Annotated in this window: 15 protein-coding genes; 5 read left to right on the forward strand and 10 right to left on the reverse strand. The window is 53.2% G+C overall.

What is annotated here, in order from left to right; translation table 11 throughout:
- From ACJJIL_RS08655 to ACJJIL_RS08675, 5 genes are all read right to left on the reverse strand, one after another.
- A complete protein-coding gene (locus tag ACJJIL_RS08655; protein WP_445361702.1) occupies positions 1–1155 on the reverse strand; it encodes a JmjC domain-containing protein in 1155 nt (384 codons plus the stop codon).
- A 129-nt stretch (positions 1156–1284) separates the two neighbouring features.
- A complete protein-coding gene (gene purB, locus ACJJIL_RS08660) occupies positions 1285–2658 on the reverse strand; it encodes an adenylosuccinate lyase (RefSeq protein ID WP_444917334.1) in 1374 nt (457 codons plus the stop codon).
- A 15-nt stretch (positions 2659–2673) separates the two neighbouring features.
- The gene (hflD, locus tag ACJJIL_RS08665) at positions 2674–3312 is read right to left on the reverse strand and encodes a high frequency lysogenization protein HflD (RefSeq protein WP_413665869.1); all 639 of its coding nucleotides are present in this window, start codon (positions 3310–3312) and stop codon (positions 2674–2676) included.
- Between the two features lie 6 nt (positions 3313–3318).
- Positions 3319–4464 (reverse strand): tRNA 2-thiouridine(34) synthase MnmA, encoded by a 1146-nt coding sequence (gene mnmA / locus ACJJIL_RS08670; RefSeq protein WP_444913223.1) that lies wholly within the window; start codon positions 4462–4464, stop codon positions 3319–3321.
- A gap of 97 nt (positions 4465–4561) precedes the next feature.
- Positions 4562–5164, reverse strand: a complete 603-nt coding sequence (locus tag ACJJIL_RS08675; protein WP_444917333.1) for a pseudouridine synthase — start codon at positions 5162–5164, stop codon at positions 4562–4564.
- 149 nt (positions 5165–5313) lie between these two features.
- Between ACJJIL_RS08675 and icd the strand changes: the two genes are divergently transcribed.
- The gene (icd, locus tag ACJJIL_RS08680) at positions 5314–6564 is read left to right on the forward strand and encodes an NADP-dependent isocitrate dehydrogenase (protein WP_020415259.1); all 1251 of its coding nucleotides are present in this window, start codon (positions 5314–5316) and stop codon (positions 6562–6564) included.
- 104 nt (positions 6565–6668) lie between these two features.
- Here icd and cspD read toward each other — a convergent pair whose 3' ends face one another.
- Entirely contained in the window at positions 6669–6968 is a 300-nt protein-coding gene (gene cspD / locus ACJJIL_RS08685) for a cold shock domain-containing protein CspD (protein WP_413662225.1), read from the reverse strand.
- 265 nt (positions 6969–7233) lie between these two features.
- On the opposite strand from cspD, the gene clpS reads away from it, so the two are divergent.
- Both clpS and clpA read left to right on the forward strand, forming a co-directional pair.
- On the forward strand, positions 7234–7614 hold the full coding sequence (gene clpS, locus ACJJIL_RS08690; protein ID WP_413662224.1) for an ATP-dependent Clp protease adapter ClpS: 381 nt from the start codon (positions 7234–7236) through the stop codon (positions 7612–7614).
- Between the two features lie 134 nt (positions 7615–7748).
- Positions 7749–10028: an ATP-dependent Clp protease ATP-binding subunit ClpA gene (gene clpA, locus ACJJIL_RS08695; protein ID WP_413662223.1), complete on the forward strand. Its 2280-nt coding sequence runs from the start codon at positions 7749–7751 to the stop codon at positions 10026–10028.
- A 96-nt stretch (positions 10029–10124) separates the two neighbouring features.
- On the opposite strand, the gene infA is transcribed toward clpA, so the two are convergent.
- The 4 genes from infA to trxB all read right to left on the reverse strand — a co-directional run bounded on the left by infA (position 10125) and on the right by trxB (position 12909).
- On the reverse strand, positions 10125–10343 hold the full coding sequence (gene infA / locus ACJJIL_RS08700) for a translation initiation factor IF-1 (RefSeq protein WP_010130378.1): 219 nt from the start codon (positions 10341–10343) through the stop codon (positions 10125–10127).
- Between the two features lie 125 nt (positions 10344–10468).
- On the reverse strand, positions 10469–11188 hold the full coding sequence (locus ACJJIL_RS08705; RefSeq protein ID WP_413662222.1) for an arginyltransferase: 720 nt from the start codon (positions 11186–11188) through the stop codon (positions 10469–10471).
- Positions 11181–11873 (reverse strand): leucyl/phenylalanyl-tRNA--protein transferase, encoded by a 693-nt coding sequence (gene aat, locus ACJJIL_RS08710; protein ID WP_444908416.1) that lies wholly within the window; start codon positions 11871–11873, stop codon positions 11181–11183. Before aat ends, ACJJIL_RS08705 begins: the two co-directional genes overlap by 8 nt.
- An 88-nt stretch (positions 11874–11961) precedes the next feature.
- Positions 11962–12909, reverse strand: a complete 948-nt coding sequence (gene trxB / locus ACJJIL_RS08715) for a thioredoxin-disulfide reductase (protein WP_282933072.1) — start codon at positions 12907–12909, stop codon at positions 11962–11964.
- Between the two features lie 410 nt (positions 12910–13319).
- On the opposite strand from trxB, the gene ACJJIL_RS08720 reads away from it, so the two are divergent.
- On the forward strand, positions 13320–14375 hold the full coding sequence (locus ACJJIL_RS08720; RefSeq protein WP_282933071.1) for a methyltransferase domain-containing protein: 1056 nt from the start codon (positions 13320–13322) through the stop codon (positions 14373–14375).
- A 226-nt stretch (positions 14376–14601) separates the two neighbouring features.
- A complete protein-coding gene (locus tag ACJJIL_RS08725) occupies positions 14602–16944 on the forward strand; it encodes a DNA translocase FtsK (RefSeq protein ID WP_444897513.1) in 2343 nt (780 codons plus the stop codon).
- The last annotated feature ends 84 nt before the right edge of the window (positions 16945–17028 follow it).

Below are 17028 nucleotides of genomic sequence, written 5' to 3' on the forward strand. Positions count from 1 at the left end.
TCAGAAATCCTCAGGAGGGTAGATCAAGGTGCCCTGTGCAACCAGCTGATCGAGAAGGCCACTATCTTCGGCTATTTCCGGGAAGGCTTCGATATCATCCCAGGATATTTCATGGGATTCAGCAAACTGCTCGGCAAATGCCGGGGGGCAGGGGAAGGCTTCACCATCAACAAACAAAGTGGCTGGCTCGCGGCAAAAGGCGGTGCGGGAAGCGGGATTTAAAACCAGTTGTGCCCCCTGGGGCATTTGTTCGCGCCAGTCTGCAGCATCGTCAGCATCCAGGGCGACAGTATCCGGGTATTTTGCTTCGGTCATAACCGCACCAAACCACTGGGCGATTTTCTCCGGCTGCTGCAGCCATTCGCCGAGTTGTTGTTGCAGGCGGGCAACAGAGGCGGGGTCAATTTCCGCTGGGTTTTTCGCCACTTCTGCACCGGCATCGGTGTAGCGCTGGCTGTCCGGAAAATCCATAGCGATTTCAGCGGCGAGATCTTCGAGGATCGCCGCGGCGGAAGGCGCGCGGAAACCAATAGAGATCGTGGTGCACCCACCTTCGGCTATTCCCCAATGGCTGTATTGGGGCGGCAAGTAGAGCATATCGCCGGGCTCCAGTACCCAGCTGTTTTCTGCTTCGAATTCTTTCAGGATATTGAGGGGGGTTCCTTCGAGGCGGGGATTGCTTTCATCCACTTTGGGGCCTTGCTGCCACAAGCGTTTGCCTTCGGCCTGGAGAAGAAACACATCGTAGTGATCGTAGTGGGGGCCAACGCTGCCCTTATCGGCGGCGTAACTGATCATCACATCATCCAGGCGCCAGTCGGGGATAAAGCGGAAGAAATCTCTTAGTTCAGCAATTTCTGACATCCACTGATCGACAGCTTGTACCAGCAGGGTCCAGTGGGTTTTAGGGAGGGAGAGAAAATCTTCTTCAGTGAATGGACCGGTGCGCAGCTCCCAGGGGCCGCTTTCACCATTTTCCAATACCAAGCGAGACTCGACCGCTTCCTCCAGGGCCATACCTGCGAGTTCTTCACCCGAGATGGGTGATTCAAAGTTGGCGAAAGCATTGCGTATCAGCAGGGGTTTCTGCTGCCAATAGTCACGCATAAAAACTTCGATGGGCATGTCGCCAAGATGGGTAAGGGGGCTGGCCACGGTAACTCTCACTGTCAGAAGGCTGGGGTTTGTATCTGGATATTCTGAGGTTCGGAAACTATCCAGCGTACTTTTGTATTTTTTAAAAGATGACCAGCCGCACTGGGTGCGGCTGGTAGCTGGGCTCGGTTAAATTTTGCGAGCCTGTTCCACTGCGTTACCGATATAGGATGCCGGAGTCATTTCCAGCAGATCGCTCTTGGCCTCTGCGGGAATCTCCAGATTCTCGATAAATACTTTCAGGGTTTCACGGGTGATGCCCTGGCCACGGGTAAGGGCCTTCAGTTTTTCGTAAGGCTCTTCAATGTTGTAGCGACGCATAACCGTTTGGATCGGCTCTGCCAATACTTCCCATGAATTATCCAGGTCTTCTGCCAGGCGCTCGCGGTTGATTTCCAGCTTGCCCAGGCCTTTCATGGTGGCGGCATAGGCAATGGCAGAGTAGCCCGCACCCACCCCCATATTGCGCAGCACGGTGGAGTCTGTCAGGTCGCGCTGCCAGCGGGATACTGGAAGTTTGGCGGCCAAGTGCTGGAATACGGCGTTGGCGATACCCAGGTTCCCTTCGGAGTTTTCGAAGTCAATGGGGTTAACTTTGTGCGGCATAGTGGAGGAGCCAACTTCACCGGCTACGACTTTTTGCTTGAAGTAACCCAGGGAGATATAGCCCCATACATCGCGGTCAAAATCGATCAGGATGGTGTTAAAGCGGGCAACAGCGTCGAACAGCTCAGCAATGTAGTCGTGCGGTTCGATCTGGGTGGTGTAGGGGTTCCAGCTAAGGCCCAGAGAAGAAATGAATTCTTCAGCATTTTGCTCCCAATCAATATTGGGATAGGCGGACAGGTGAGCGTTGTAATTACCTACCGCACCGTTAATTTTACCCAGCAGCGGTACCGCTTTAATCTGGGCTACCTGGCGGCGTAGGCGCGCGGCCACGTTGGCAAGTTCTTTACCAACAGTAGACGGGCTGGCTGTCTGGCCGTGAGTACGGGACAGCATGGGTACGTCGGCAAAGTCCTGGGCCAGGCCTACGATAGCGTCAATCAGGGCTTCCATCGCAGGCAACATGACGTTGTCGCGGCCGGCGCGAAGCATCAGGGCGTGGGACAGGTTATTGATGTCCTCAGAGGTGCAGGCAAAGTGTACGAATTCACTCACTTTTGCCAGCTGGGCATTGCTGCTGATTTTATCCTTGAGGAAGTATTCAACCGCTTTTACATCGTGGTTGGTGGTGCGCTCGATTTCCTTGATGCGCTCAGCATCTTCCAGGGAGAAGTCGGCCACAATGCTGTCGAGCAGCTTGTTGGCAGCTTCGTCGAACTGCTCAATTTCGGCGATCTCTTTATGTGCGGAAAGTTTTTGCAGCCAGCGTACTTCCACTTCAACGCGGGCGCGGATCAGGCCGTATTCACTGAAAATTTCACGCAGGGGGGCAGTCTTGCTCTCGTAGCGACCATCAATAGGGGATACCGCTGTGAGTGCGGAAAGCTCAACTGTCATAGTAAATCTCCGGGATTAGTGTTCTATAGATTCGATATGTGCGATCAATTCGTTGGTCGCATTCAAAAGCTTTTTGCGCTGGAACAGAAGGTGCAGGCGACGCCCACCCAGCTGTCGCCATAGGGTTGCCGAGCGGATGCCGGCAAATAGCATGGAGCGAATTTGATTGGCAATACGCTGCTGTTGCAGGTAATTGAAGTCACCCAGTACTTGAATCCGGAAGCGGAAGGTACCTAGCGTATCGCTGTAGATGCTGGCGAGGTTGGAAAATACATTCTCGTGAGTCAGTTCGAAGTGCTCTGCTTGAGTCTTGGCCTTATCCAATCGGCTGCCAATGATTGATAGCAGGTCATTATTCTTGCTGAGTTGTCGCTGCAGGTAGATCACCGAGAGGGCGTAGCGTAGACCGTCGGTATATTCCGGGTGTTGCCGGGTCTTTAGTATTTGCTGCGATACTTTTAAGCCGGGCAGCAGCTTGTCTGCACCGGCGAATATATCTTCAGTGCGATCAGGGTTTAGTTGGAAGAGGCTATATACCCCGGTTTCCAGCTGTTCCTGCGGTGCAGAGCCTGTTTTGGCCAGGCGCTCCACCAGTGTTGCGGATTGGAATATTCCTGCCAGTGCCAGTGCCTGATCCCGCCAGTTATTCAAAATTACTCCTTAATCTTTCTTGTATTTTTCCGGTACTGCGGCGCCAACTCCCGTGGCTTTCTCGATCACCGCACCACCTAGACAGGTTTCTCCATCGTACAGTACCAGAGATTGTCCCGGTGTGATTGCGCGTTGTGGCTCGTCGAACTCTACAACCAAATCGCCATTGTCCTGCAGGTGCACGGTGCAATCCTGATCTGGTTGGCGATAGCGGGTCTTGGCCTGGCAGCGGAAAGTTTTGTCCGGTGCTGCGCCATTAATCCAGTGGGTTTGTGTTGCTTCCAGCCCCGTTGCGTAAAGCAGGGGGTGGTGTGCACCCTGGGCCACAATCAATACATTGCGCTCCAGGTTTTTTCCGACAACGTACCAGGGCTGTTCGCCTGCACCTTTGACGCCGCCAATACCGAGCCCCTGGCGCTGGCCAATGGTGTGGTACATCAGGCCCGCGTGGCGCCCCATGACTTCACCCTCTGGGGTTTCCATATCGCCGGGCTGGGCGGGCAGGTACTGCTCGAGGAAATCCTTGAAGCGGCGCTCGCCGATAAAGCAGATGCCGGTGCTGTCTTTCTTGTTGTGGGTGATAAAGCCGTTTTCTTCAGCGATACGGCGAACCTCGGGCTTCTCCAGCTCCCCTAAGGGAAAGAGCGAGCGGGCAAATTCGGCTTCTCCCACCGCGTGCAGGAAGTAGCTCTGGTCTTTGTTGCCGTCGAGGCCCTTCAATAAATAGGTGCGTCCATCGATATCGCGGCGACGGGTATAGTGCCCGGTGGCTATTGCATCGGCACCCAGCACTTCGGCGTACTCAAGAAAGACCTTAAATTTGATTTCCCGGTTACAGAGGATGTCCGGGTTGGGAGTGCGCCCGGCTTTATACTCTGCCAGGAAGTACTCGAATACGTGATCCCAGTACTCCGCAGCAAAGTTGGCGGTGTGCAACTTGATACCCAACTTCTTACAAACTGCCTGGGCATCCGCGAGGTCCGCCTTGGCAGTACAGTATTCTGTGCCGTCGTCTTCATCCCAGTTTTTCATAAACAGGCCTTCCACTTGATAGCCCTGCTGGATCAGCAGGTGTGCGGCTACAGAGGAATCCACACCGCCGGACATACCGACGATGACGCGCTTTGGCTGTTTGTTGTGGGTGGAATCAGGCATAAGAAGGACAGTCACTACTTCACTGGTATGAAAGGGGGGCGAATTTTACCTGCGAACGCCCCGTTTGACCAAGACCGCTTTGATCTTCCGTTATAGATTATCGCTTTCGACGCGGTCGATTGCGGTTGTGTGCCGGCTTTGTTCGGGGCTTGGGAGCGCTAAAAACCTCTTCCGTCCGATACTCGCCAGGCTTTAATGAGTCGAGCTTCCAGCTGCCTATCGCCACCCGGATTAGCCGCAGGGTAGGGAAGCCGACCGCCGCAGTCATCCGCCTTACCTGGCGATTCCGCCCCTCAGAGATAGTCAGCTCCAGCCAGCTGGTTGGGATCGATTTGCGTTCGCGAATTGGCGGCGTGCGGGGCCAGGGCTCCATATCAGGTAGGCGCTTGGCCTTGGCAGGTGCGGTTCGGCCATCCTTCAGGTCGACCCCTTGCCTGAGCATATAAAGGGCATCATCAGTAATTTCACCCTCCACCTGGGCCCAATAGGTTTTGGGCATTTTCCGCTTGGGGTGACTGATTTGATGTTGTAGCGCTCCATCATCAGTCAGAAGTAGTAATCCTTCAGAGTCGTAGTCCAGGCGGCCCGCCGCATAGAATCCCTTGTGCTGGATAAAGTTAGCCAAAGTGGCGCGATCCTGATCATCTGTAAATTGGCTTAATACGCCAAAAGGCTTGTTGAGGAGAATAATCTTTGCCATAAGAAAAATTGAGTATTGTAATCCAACTACAAAAATTAGCCGAGGCTGCTATAATCCCGCCGTTTTTCATCCCCGCCCTAAGGTCCCGGGGGAGCGGTGCAAGCAACGCTGGACCTAAAAAGTCATAGAATTTTGGGAGTTTACGCAATATGGGTCATATCCAAGTGCCGGCAGACGGCGAAAAAGTTACAGTCAATTCCGACGGTTCGCTGAATGTTCCGAATCGCCCGGTTATTCCTTTCATCGAGGGTGACGGCATCGGTGTGGATATCACCCCGGTAATGCGCAAGGTGATCGACGCGTCTGTAGAAAAAGCTTTCGGCGGCGAAAAGAAAATCGAGTGGATGGAAATCTACTGCGGTGAGAAAGCGGCAGAGACTTACGCTGGCGACTGGTTCCCGGCTGAAACTCTGGAAGCGATCAAAGACTACGTTGTTAGCATCAAAGGCCCCCTGACCACTCCAGTAGGCGGCGGCTTCCGTTCCTTGAACGTAGCCCTGCGTCAGGAGCTGGATCTGTACGTATGTCAGCGCCCGGTGCGCTGGTTCAGCGGTGTACCTTCTCCGGTTAAAGAGCCGAACAAGGTAGACATGGTTATCTTCCGTGAAAACTCCGAAGATATCTACGCTGGTATCGAGTGGAAAGCTGACACTGACGAAGCTAAGAAAGTTATCAAGTTCCTGCAGGACGAGATGGGTGTTAAGAAGATCCGTTTCCCTGAGAACTGTGGTATCGGTGTTAAGCCGGTTTCTGCAGAAGGTACCAAGCGTCTAGTGCGCAAGGCTATCCAGTACGCTGTGGACCAGGATCGCGATTCTGTAACCCTGGTACACAAAGGTAACATCATGAAGTTCACCGAAGGTGCCTTCGCTGATTGGGGTTACGAGCTGGCTCGCGACGAGTTTGGCGCTCAGCCGCTGGACGGCGGCCCCTGGCACAGCTTCAAGAACCCGAAGACTGGCAAGGAAATCGTTGTTAAGGACGTAATTGCTGACGCTATGCTGCAGCAGATCCTGCTGCGTCCGGCTGAGTACGACGTAATTGCTACCCTGAACCTGAACGGTGACTACCTGTCTGACGCACTGGCTGCACAGGTTGGTGGTATCGGTATCGCTCCGGGCGCAAACCTGTCCGACGACGTTGCCCTGTTCGAAGCAACCCACGGTACTGCGCCTAAGTACGCTGGTCAGGACAAGGTTAACCCGGGCTCCCTGATTCTTTCCGCTGAGATGATGCTGCGTCACCTGGGCTGGAACGAAGCTGCTGACCTGGTAATCAAGGGTATGGAAGGTGCTATTGAAGCCAAAACCGTAACCTACGATTTCGAGCGTCTGATGGACGGTGCTGAGCTGAAGTCTTGCTCTGCGTTTGGTGACGAAGTTATCAAGCACATGGCTTAAGCTACATCCGTGAGGCCGGGCTGGCTTTAAGTTGGCCAGAGTCCCATGAAAAAAGCCCTTCACATTGGTGAAGGGCTTTTTTATTGTCTGTTTGCTGGGCTCGCTTAGCCGACAGCTTCCGCTTCCTTCTCCCTCGACTTTTCTGTGTGTACTGCATCAGATTCGCTTTTGCTCGAAGTGTTGGGTGAAGTGGTTTCGGAGGTCAATGCGGAGATATTTGCAGCGTGGTAGCCCTTGTCTCCTCGAATAATATCGAAGGTGACTTGCTGGCCGGCCTTCAGGGTTCGGTAGCCTTCCATCTGAATTGCGGAATAGTGCGCGAACAGATCCTCCCCTCCCTCATCTGCAAGAATAAACCCATATCCCTTAGCGTTGTTGAACCACTTTACAGTACCGGTAGGCATAACGATTCCCTCTAATTGCCTGAGTGGCCCCTGGCCACCTTACAGAGTTTTTATATTTATTTGACCTGCTGGTTAGTCGGCTGCGATCCTATCTGCGACTAACGTTTGATGTAGCGGTCACTACCTCTTGTAGTCAACAGCAGGGGGATTGTCAAGGTTCCCCGCTGACCGCTGTGTCAAAGGTCAAATAAGGTTACAATGTCACGTCATTGAAGGTTGCATTGGGTGCAATTTTCAGGCTCGATAGAATTCATTGATAATTGTTATGAGTACTTCGCGAATCATTAAACTAAGCTCCAGTGACTCCGATGGAGACAACCCGTACTTCGATGATTTCGATGGTGGGTTGGCCCTTGAGGAGGCGCCGCCGCAGCTGAAGCGGCCGCCGATGTATAAAGTCGTTATGCTCAATGATGACTACACCCCCATGGATTTTGTTGTTGAGACTTTGGAGTTGTTTTTTTCAGTAAACCGGGAGCGCGCCACACAGTTAATGTTGCAGGTTCACACACGGGGAAAAGCAGTGTGTGGTGTCTATACTCGGGATATAGCGGAGACAAAGGCCGCACAGGTCAATCAGTTCGCTCAAGAGAATGAGCATCCCCTGTTATGTGAAATTGAAGCGGACGAAAGCAAAGAGGATTGATTCTGACAAAAACTGCTTTGAACAAAGGGTCCCGTCACCTGAAGGGAATCAGCCAGGATATAAACGCCGGCGAAGGGTGCGCGCCTACCAGCGGAGTCGGCGGGAAATATTGGCGATTAGGGTTTGAGGTTTAGATGCTCAGCAAGGACTTAGAGGTAACGCTTAATCTAGCGTTCAAAGGTGCTCGAGCGAAACGGCATGAATTCATGACCGTTGAGCACCTATTGCTGGCGCTCTTGGATAACGAATCCGCAGCAGATGTTCTACATGCTTGCGGGGCGGATTTAAGTGCATTGCGCCGTGAACTTCTGGAGTTTGTGGACTCCACAACACCGTTGATCCCGGAGGCCGATACAGATCGAGAAACCCAGCCGACATTGGGTTTCCAGAGGGTCCTGCAGAGGGCCGTATTCCATGTCCAGTCATCCGGTAAAAAGGAAGTTACAGGGGCTAATGTCCTGGTCGCCATTTTTTGTGAGCAGGAGAGCCAGGCTGTTTACTACTTGAAGCAGCAGAGTGTTGCCCGGATAGACGTAGTTAACTACATCACCCACGGAATTTCCCGCGTTGGCTCCAGTGGTAATAATCACCATCACGGTTCCGATACTGCACCTGAGCAGGTAGATGAGGAAATTAGTGGGGGCGCTGAGCCAGGTGGTTCCGACCCCCTGGAAAGCTACGCCACCAACCTCAATCAAGAGGCAATTCTTGGCCGTATTGATCCGCTTGTGGGGCGTGCACCTGAGGTGGAGCGTGTCACGCAGGTTCTCGCTCGTCGCCGCAAGAACAATCCACTGTTGGTGGGTGAGTCCGGTGTCGGCAAGACGGCAATTGCTGAGGGGTTGGCACGGCGTATTGTTGATGAGGATATCCCCGAACCTTTGAAAGAGAGCACTATTTACTCTCTGGATCTCGGCTCCCTGTTGGCGGGAACCAAGTATCGCGGTGATTTTGAGAAGCGCTTTAAGGCGCTGCTGGCGGAGCTCAAGAAGCGTGAGCACGCCGTACTGTTTATTGATGAGATCCACACCATCATCGGGGCCGGCGCCGCTTCAGGAGGCGTCATGGATGCCTCCAACCTGCTTAAGCCGCTACTTTCCAGCGGTCAATTGCGGTGCATAGGCTCCACTACTTTTACTGAATATCGCGGTATCTTTGAAAAAGATCGCGCGCTGTCGCGCCGTTTTCAAAAGATCGATGTCAGTGAGCCCTCAGTGGAAGAGACCGTGCAAATATTGCAGGGGCTCAGAAGCTGCTTTGAGGATCACCACAAGGTCCGCTTTACCGATGGAGCTTTGGATGCTGCTGCGCAGCTATCCAGTCGTCACATCACCGAGCGATTCCTCCCAGATAAGGCCATTGATGTAATCGATGAGGCGGGAGCCTACCAATCTTTGCTGCCTGAAGAGGACCGCAAAGAGGTTATTGGGGTCTGTGAAATTGAGATGGTTATCGCCAAGATGGCGAGAATACCTGCCAAGAGCGTGTCTGCTTCTGACAAGGAGCAGTTATCACGCCTGGATGACAATCTCAAAATGGTGGTGTTTGGGCAGGACAGCGCGATTGATGCCCTGGGTACGGCGATTAAGCTGAGTCGTGCCGGTCTGGGTTCTGAAGAGAAACCCATCGGCTCCTTCCTATTTTCGGGCCCCACCGGAGTTGGTAAAACAGAGCTCTGCCGCCAGTTGGCGAAGGTGATGGGTATCGAGCTGATTCGCTTCGATATGTCTGAGTATATGGAGCGCCATACGGTTTCCCGCCTGATCGGCGCGCCCCCAGGGTATGTAGGTTTTGACCAGGGTGGTTTACTGACAGACTCGGTTACCAAGCACCCCCACAGTGTTGTGCTGCTCGATGAAATTGAGAAGGCGCACCCCGAAGTATTCAATCTGCTTTTGCAGGTGATGGATCACGGCACCCTAACTGATAACAATGGCCGCAAAGCGGATTTCCGCAATGTTATTCTGATTATGACTACCAATGCGGGCGCTGAGGTGATGAGCCGTCGTTCAATCGGGTTCTCCCATCAAGATCACTCCACCGATGGAATGGAGGAGATCAAGAAGATGTTTACCCCGGAGTTCCGCAATCGCCTCGATAATATTATTCAATTCCGCTCTCTGCCTCTGGATGTCGTGAAGACGGTGGTGGATAAGTTTATCGTTGAGTTGCAGGCCCAGTTGGATGACTCCAAGGTGACACTGGTTGTTGATGACGAAGCTCGAGAGTGGCTGGCGGTGCGGGGTTATGACGAGAAGATGGGTGCGAGGCCTATGTCCCGTCTGATTCGCGATAAGCTGCGCAAGCCTCTGGCAGAAGCCGTGCTCTTTGGTGAGTTGGCAGAAGAGGGTGGGCGTGTTTGCGTCACCATTGAAGATGATGAGCTTGCGATTAAAACGGCGGTGCCCGCCTAAAGTAAATTAGCTTCAGCCAAGTAATAAAAAAGCCACCGAGAGGTGGCTTTTTTATTTCAGGTCAAATTGCCTTGCGGAATTTGGCCTCTGAGCGAATTAGCGCGCGCGGTACGTAATGCGGCCCTTGCTCAGGTCGTATGGAGTCAGCTCCACTTTCACCTTGTCGCCGGTGAGAATGCGAATGTAGTTTTTACGCATCTTTCCAGAGATATGCGCAATTACCACGTGTCCGTTTTCCAGTTTTACGCGGAAAGTGGTGTTCGGCAGGGTGTCGATCACCTCGCCTTCCATTTCAATATAATCGTCTTTTGCCATGCGGCAGCAACCTTACAATAACTTGATCAGACCTTTACCCCGGAGGCTCTTTGGCCTAGCCGCGGCTTGACGGGCGAGCATTTTGCACGAAAAGGCAAGATAGAGCAAAGGGAGAGTGTGTTGAACTAGAGCGATTTAAGGCTCCAGCGGTTTTCTTTTAACATTTCGATGGGGCGAAATTGGCTTTTATAGGCCATTTTGTGGCACTTCTCAATCCAGTACCCCAGATAGAGATTAGGTAGTCCCAAGCGCCGGGCCCATTCGATCTGGTAGAGTATGCAGTAACTGCCCAGGCTCCGTTTGTCCTCATCGGGATCGAAGAAAGTATAGATGGCCGATAACCCGGCAGTCAGGATATCTGTTACAGCTACTGCCACCAACTTGCCGCGGGCTCTCAGCTCAATATAGCGAGTAGACCCCCAAGCCTGGCTCAGGAAGCTGCGGTATTGTTCCCGGCTGGGCGGGTACATCTCCCCATCGGCGTGGCGCTGCTCGATATAACGGGCGTAGAGTTCGTAATGCTCATCTGTATCGATGGACTCGATATGGAATATGTCCAGGTCCTTGTTGCGCTTCCAGCAGCGTCTCTGGTTGCGGTCGGGGACAAACAGGCTCACGGGTACGCGAGCCGGTATACAGGCGCGACAGGTCGCGCACTGGGGGCGATAGAGGTAGGCACCACTGCGCCGGAATCCCAGCTCTGACAGGCGGTTGTACAGACGCTGATCCACTTCTGTTTGTGGATCGACAAACACCGTTGTTGCCTCCCGATCCGGCAGGTAACCGCAGGGGTGGGGCAGGGTGGCCAGTAGGCGCACTGAATCCAGCTGAGAGTATTTACCCATAAGTCCACGAAAGCTTCCAGGGCTGCGGGAAAGGCGGCTGCTTAACGCCGTCTGCCAGCAGTTGTTCGAAATCCTTACGACACATTTCCACCGCCCCAAGGCTGCTGAGATGAGGATTGCTCACCTGGCAGTCGATCAGTGGGCAGCCCCACAATTCTAATTGCCGAACGAGGTGGACAAAAGCGACTTTTGAAGCGTCTGTCTCCCGGTGAAACATCGACTCCCCAAAGAACACTCGCCCCAGCGCAATACCATAGAGTCCGCCAACGAGTCGACCGTCGCGCCAAACCTCCACAGAGTGGGCAAATCCCTGATGGTGCATGTCGATATAGGCGTCGCACATCTCATCGGTGATCCATGTGCCGGTTTCATCCGCCCGGGGGGCACGGCAGGCCTCAATTACCTCGGGAAAGGCTTGGTCGAAGGTGACCGAAAAGGTTCCTCGGCGCAATACTTTGCGCAAAGTGCGGCCAATACGAAAGTTTTGCGGGATAACCACGCAGCGAGGGGAGGGGCTCCACCACAAGATCGGCTGGTCATCTGAATACCAGGGGAAGACCCCCCTTTGATAGGCTTCAACCAGCCACTCGGGAGTCAGATCTCCTCCGGCTGCCAGCAAGCCATTGGGGTCATCCAGTGCGAATTCAGTTGGGGGAAAGTCTACAACGGTGTGGTCGAGCCACATCAGGCGGCTTTGGGTGTTCCCTGCCACGATCTGACTCCTGTCGGTAGAGGGGGATACCGGGCAGAAAAGCTCTGCCCGGGGATTTGACTTACTTCTCGGCGTCGAGGAAGCGCTCGGCGTCCAGGGCGGCCATACAGCCGGTACCCGCAGAAGTTACCGCCTGGCGGTAAATATGGTCGGATACGTCACCTGCGGCAAATACACCGGGAACAGAAGTCTGGGTGGCATTGCCGTTCAGGCCGCTCTCCACAATGAGGTAACCACCATTCATTTCAAGCTGGCCTTCAAAGATACCGGTATTCGGTTTGTGACCGATAGCAATAAACACACCGGAAACGTCCAGCTCTGTAGTGGTGTCGTCCTGGGTGTTGCGCAGGCGAAGCCCAGTTACACCGTTGTCGTCACCGAGCACTTCGTCCAGGGTATTGTGCCAGCAGACATTGATATTGCCGTTTTCCACTTTATCCATCAGACGGTCCTGAAGGATTTTTTCTGCGCGAAGCTCGTCGCGGCGGTGAATCAGGGTCACTTCACTGGCGATATTGGAGAGGTACAGGGCCTCTTCTACGGCGGTGTTGCCACCACCGACAACAGCAACTTTCTGGTCGCGATAGAAGAATCCGTCACAGGTCGCACAGGCGCTGACACCGCGCCCCTGGAAGGCTTCCTCAGAAGGTAGGCCCAGGTACTGAGCTGAGGCACCAGTGGCGATAATCAGCGAGTCACAGGTGTAAGTTTCGTTACCTTTCAAGGTGAAAGGGCGCTGTTTCAGATCAACAGATTCGATGTGATCGAAGATGATTTCTGTCTCGAAGCGCTCTGCGTGCTGCTGCATTTGCACCATCAGGTCCGGACCTTGAAGCTCCGGAATACCGCCCGGCCAGTTCTCGACTTCAGTGGTGGTGGTCAGCTGCCCACCCTGTTGCATACCAGTGATAACAACCGGGTTCAGGTTTGCTCGTGCAGCGTAGATAGCCGCGGTGTAGCCGGCAGGGCCTGAGCCGAGGATGATCAGTCGATGATGGTTATTGCTCATGAAGTACTCTTTAAAACTCTCAATTTGCGAAGTTTACCCAATGGGCTGGGAGTCCATATGCCCGTCCATTTTTTGATCAGGCGAGACTATTAAATTGGGCGATATAATAGGCGATATTTACCATTCGGCGAAATAGTTTGCCTTAATTTGTTCGATTGATCCTACCTATTCAACTCTCTTTGACCTTGCTAGAGCTTTGGCTCAAATCGGAGTTTGCGCCAAAGCTGGCCGTAAGAGCTGGAAAAATGTAAAAAAGTTCCAATCTGAGGTAACTGCTGCTGGCTTTGATAGGGGGAGAATGGAGTGTCACAAATTAGAATTACGGATTGTTAGATGTATTGAGTGTGTGAGCGTCATAGAGGCCAGTGACTTCGAGTAAGTGCCCAAACCCTAGTGGGTTGAGGATCGTTATGCGCTATAAAAGAAAGTTCATACCCTTAAACCTGAAGCGAGAGCAGTTGGGGCATCCTAAAACTTTTCTGACCCTTAGTGAGGAGGCCCAGGCTTTCGTAGCCGAAATTATCGACGATAGTTATTCGTTGCGTTTTTCCATTGATCTGGAGCCCGATGGCGATCACCGGGCGAGCTTACATGGCCCACCCCACCTGCTGGATCTATTTACCGCGCTTAACTTGCAAATACGCTGTGAAATTGTCTCTGATGGATATGGTGATACAGGAGGTGGGGCGGTTACTTGCGCGGGTGAGCCAGAAGAACTCGAGAAGTTTGCTATGGCGCTGGGCCTCAGCAATGGTTGTCGAGTTCTCGACTTGATGTGTGGCAGGGGAGTCCTGAGTAGCTACCTGCTTAAGTTTGCCAAAGCTCATGGGGTTATTATTCAATGTAGCTTGTGCGATTCCCACCCTTCGCAGCTTGAAAACCTTGACCCAAATATTCAATTGCTAGCTGCCGATATCACTATAGGTGACGGAAGAAACTTGCCATATCCCAGTGAATTATTTGATGCTGTGGCAATCAGAATGGGCCTGCACGAAGTGCCTTATAAAGATCAGCCCCTGGTTCTCCAGGAGTGTTATCGGGTTTTGAAGCCGGGAGGTCCGCTGTTGGTTTGGGACTTGATGCCGGCGTCTGCCGGGGTCCAAGATTTACTGTGTGCCCAAAAGCGAAAATTGTCAGCGCTGACACACCGTGAATCGTTGCTCTTGGATCGGTTCTTTTTGCGGGAAGACCAGTTGTTACAATTGCTCAGCGATGCAGGCTTTTCGCAAGCAGAGCGGGTATCCAGAACCTATTACCGAGATAGTACTCAAGACAAATTAAAAACAGAGTTGGGCGGGGATCAATACAAATTGGAAATTCTGAATAGTTACCTCCGCGAGAGAGTTACCCAGGCGATTATTGATGAGGTTTGCTGGGAGGATTCAGGGCAGGATATCTCGATGATGATTCCAAATTGCATCTATCGCACGTACAAACCGATAAATTTAGAAGAGAATACTGGCTAGGAAGCGCTCCAGGTTTTTCGATACTGCCGCCAAACAACAAAAAACTACTTGGTGTCAGGGATCGTAAGGCGCAATCTGAAAGCGTAGATTGTAAAATAGCCTGATTGAGTTGCTTTCTTCTGTAAGCAATACAGAATTTTGTCGGGCGGCATGGGGATTCAGGTCCCAGGTAGACACCGCCAAGTTCATGTGGACATAAAAAGTACAGCATTATTGAGGTAAGCCATTGAAGGCCGAAAGCGCAACTGAAAAAAGCCCTGCAGAGAGCAATGCATTGCCAGACTCATTGATCGCCCGACTCGTTCGCGAGGGGGCCCTGATCAGTTTGCTGGCTGGTGCCCTGTTGCTCGCCATTAGCCTGTTAAGCTTTAGCGCAGAAGATCCGGGCTGGTCGCAAACTGGCAGTACCCAACAAGTGCACAATGCCATTGGGCCAGCCGGTGCTTGGCTGGCAGATGTGTGTTTGTCTTTGCTCGGATGGATGGCTTACCTGTTCCCCTTGCTGATTGGTCTGCGGGCCTATCACATTCTTCGCGATCGCAATGCCCGCTTCCATTTGCCGCTATTTGCTTTGAGAGTATTTGGCTTGCTGCTTGTTCTTGTCAGCGGGGCGGCAATGGCGACTCTTTGTTTTGATCCCGCAGAAAACCCATTGCCGTTTACCAACGGAGGCATCATCGGCAGTGCGATGGCGTCTGCCCTGGGTTCTAGCCTCGGCTATGTAGGGGCAACCATTTTACTGCTGGCGATATTTGCTATCGGTGTCACTGTTTTTACAGGTTTGTCGTGGCTCAAATTGGCAGAGGCAATCGGCAAGAATGTGCTCGGCTTTTTTGCCTTACTGGGCAGTTTCTATCAACGCTGGCGCCAAAAGCGCAATGAGCGGAGGGTGGCCAGAGAGGCGATTGTCGTGCGCAAGGCGGCTGTGGAGGAAGAGAAACAGCGAGTTGCCAAACGAATTCCCCCGAAGATTGAGCCCACTGCCCCCAAGCCGAAGCAGAGTCCTCGGGCAGCAAAGGAAAAACAGCGAGAGCTTTTCAAGAGTGGCCCGGTTACTGGAACCCTGCCGCCGTTGGGTCTACTCGATCCAGCAGATCAAAACAAGAAGGCCGGCTTCTCCCGGGAATCCCTGGAAGCGCTGTCACGCCTGTTGGAACTTAAGCTGAAAGACTTCGGCGTTGTTGCCGAAGTGGTATCTGTGCTGCCGGGGCCGGTAGTAACCCGCTTTGAAATTCAGCCAGCTCCCGGTGTAAAGGTGAGCAAGATTTCCAATCTGGCAAAAGACCTGGCGCGCTCACTGGCGGTGATCAGTGTGCGTGTGGTCGAGGTAATCCCAGGCAAGTCGGTTGTGGGTATCGAAATCCCTAACGAAAATCGACAGATGGTACGCCTCAGTGAAGTGTTGTCGGCAGATGTCTACGATAATGCCAAATCGCCGCTGACTCTGGCGCTCGGTCACGATATTTCCGGTCAGCCGGTGGTGGCCGATCTGGCCAAGATGCCTCACTTGCTGGTAGCGGGTACCACCGGTTCGGGTAAATCCGTGGGTATCAACGTTATGTTGTTGAGCCTGCTGTACAAATCCACGCCCGATGAGGTCCGCCTGATCCTGGTGGACCCCAAAATGCTGGAGCTCTCGGTGTACGAGGGCATTCCGCATTTGTTGACCCCGGTCATCACCGATATGAACGATGCCGCCAATGGTTTGCGTTGGTGTGTTGGAGAAATGGAGCGCCGCTACAAGTTGATGGCGGCAATGGGGGTGAGAAACCTCGCAGGCTTTAACCGCAAAGTGAAAGAAGCTGAAGAGGCCGGGGAGCCGCTGATCGATCCTATCTGGCAGCCAGATCCCGCCTCCAGCGTGCCGGAAGATGAACAAACCGCACCGGCCCTGAAAGCACTGCCTGCCATTGTTGTCGTGATTGATGAATTTGCCGACATGATGATGATCGTCGGTAAAAAGGTCGAACAGCTGATCGCTCGAATCGCACAAAAAGCCCGTGCAGCTGGCATCCACTTACTGCTTGCAACCCAGCGTCCGTCGGTGGATGTTATTACCGGCTTGATTAAAGCCAACGTACCTACTCGAATCGGTTTCCAGGTTTCGTCCAAGGTGGATTCCCGCACAATCCTCGACCAGGGCGGCGCGGAGCAGCTGCTCGGTCATGGTGACATGTTGTACTTACCGCCTGGAAGTGGTGTTCCCGTTCGTGTCCACGGCGCTTTTGTCGACGATCACGAAGTGCATAAAGTTGTCGCGGATTGGGGCCGTCGCGGTGAGCCTGATTATATCGATGGTATTGTCGACGATAGTAATAACAGTATTCCCGTGCCTGGATTACAGTCTGAAGGCGGTGAGGATGAAGACCCTGAGGCCGATGCGCTCTACGACGAAGCCGTAGCTTTCGTCACTAAATCCCGCAAGGCGTCAATTTCCTCTGTGCAGCGTCAGCTGCGGATTGGTTACAATCGCGCGGCTCGAATTATTGACGCCATGGAGGCTGCCGGGGTGATATCTGCGGCGGGCCACAACGGCAATCGAGAGGTGCTGGCACCGCCGCCAGCCTGATACGAGTTTGGCCCTTGGAGCAGTGGCGGGTTAAGCTACTGTTCACTTAGTCGGGGTTAATCTTTAAGGAAATCAATACGTTGG

The organism is Microbulbifer maximicatervae (SeqCode) (genome assembly GCF_052468095.1).

What these genes read in the sequence shown, in the direction of transcription:
- purB (WP_444917334.1), bottom strand. Translation starts at nt 2,658, where the DNA reads ATGACAGTTGAGCTTTCCGCACTCACAGCGGTATCCCCTATTGATGGT.
- mnmA (WP_444913223.1), bottom strand. Translation starts at nt 4,464, where the DNA reads ATGCCTGATTCCACCCACAACAAACAGCCAAAGCGCGTCATCGTCGGT.
- ACJJIL_RS08675 (WP_444917333.1), bottom strand. Translation starts at nt 5,164, where the DNA reads ATGGCAAAGATTATTCTCCTCAACAAGCCTTTTGGCGTATTAAGCCAA.
- icd (WP_020415259.1), top strand. Translation starts at nt 5,314, where the DNA reads ATGGGTCATATCCAAGTGCCGGCAGACGGCGAAAAAGTTACAGTCAAT.
- cspD (WP_413662225.1), bottom strand. Translation starts at nt 6,968, where the DNA reads ATGCCTACCGGTACTGTAAAGTGGTTCAACAACGCTAAGGGATATGGG.
- clpS (WP_413662224.1), top strand. Translation starts at nt 7,234, where the DNA reads ATGAGTACTTCGCGAATCATTAAACTAAGCTCCAGTGACTCCGATGGA.
- clpA (WP_413662223.1), top strand. Translation starts at nt 7,749, where the DNA reads ATGCTCAGCAAGGACTTAGAGGTAACGCTTAATCTAGCGTTCAAAGGT.
- infA (WP_010130378.1), bottom strand. Translation starts at nt 10,343, where the DNA reads ATGGCAAAAGACGATTATATTGAAATGGAAGGCGAGGTGATCGACACC.
- ACJJIL_RS08705 (WP_413662222.1), bottom strand. Translation starts at nt 11,188, where the DNA reads ATGGGTAAATACTCTCAGCTGGATTCAGTGCGCCTACTGGCCACCCTG.
- aat (WP_444908416.1), bottom strand. Translation starts at nt 11,873, where the DNA reads ATGTGGCTCGACCACACCGTTGTAGACTTTCCCCCAACTGAATTCGCA.
- trxB (WP_282933072.1), bottom strand. Translation starts at nt 12,909, where the DNA reads ATGAGCAATAACCATCATCGACTGATCATCCTCGGCTCAGGCCCTGCC.
- ACJJIL_RS08720 (WP_282933071.1), top strand. Translation starts at nt 13,320, where the DNA reads ATGCGCTATAAAAGAAAGTTCATACCCTTAAACCTGAAGCGAGAGCAG.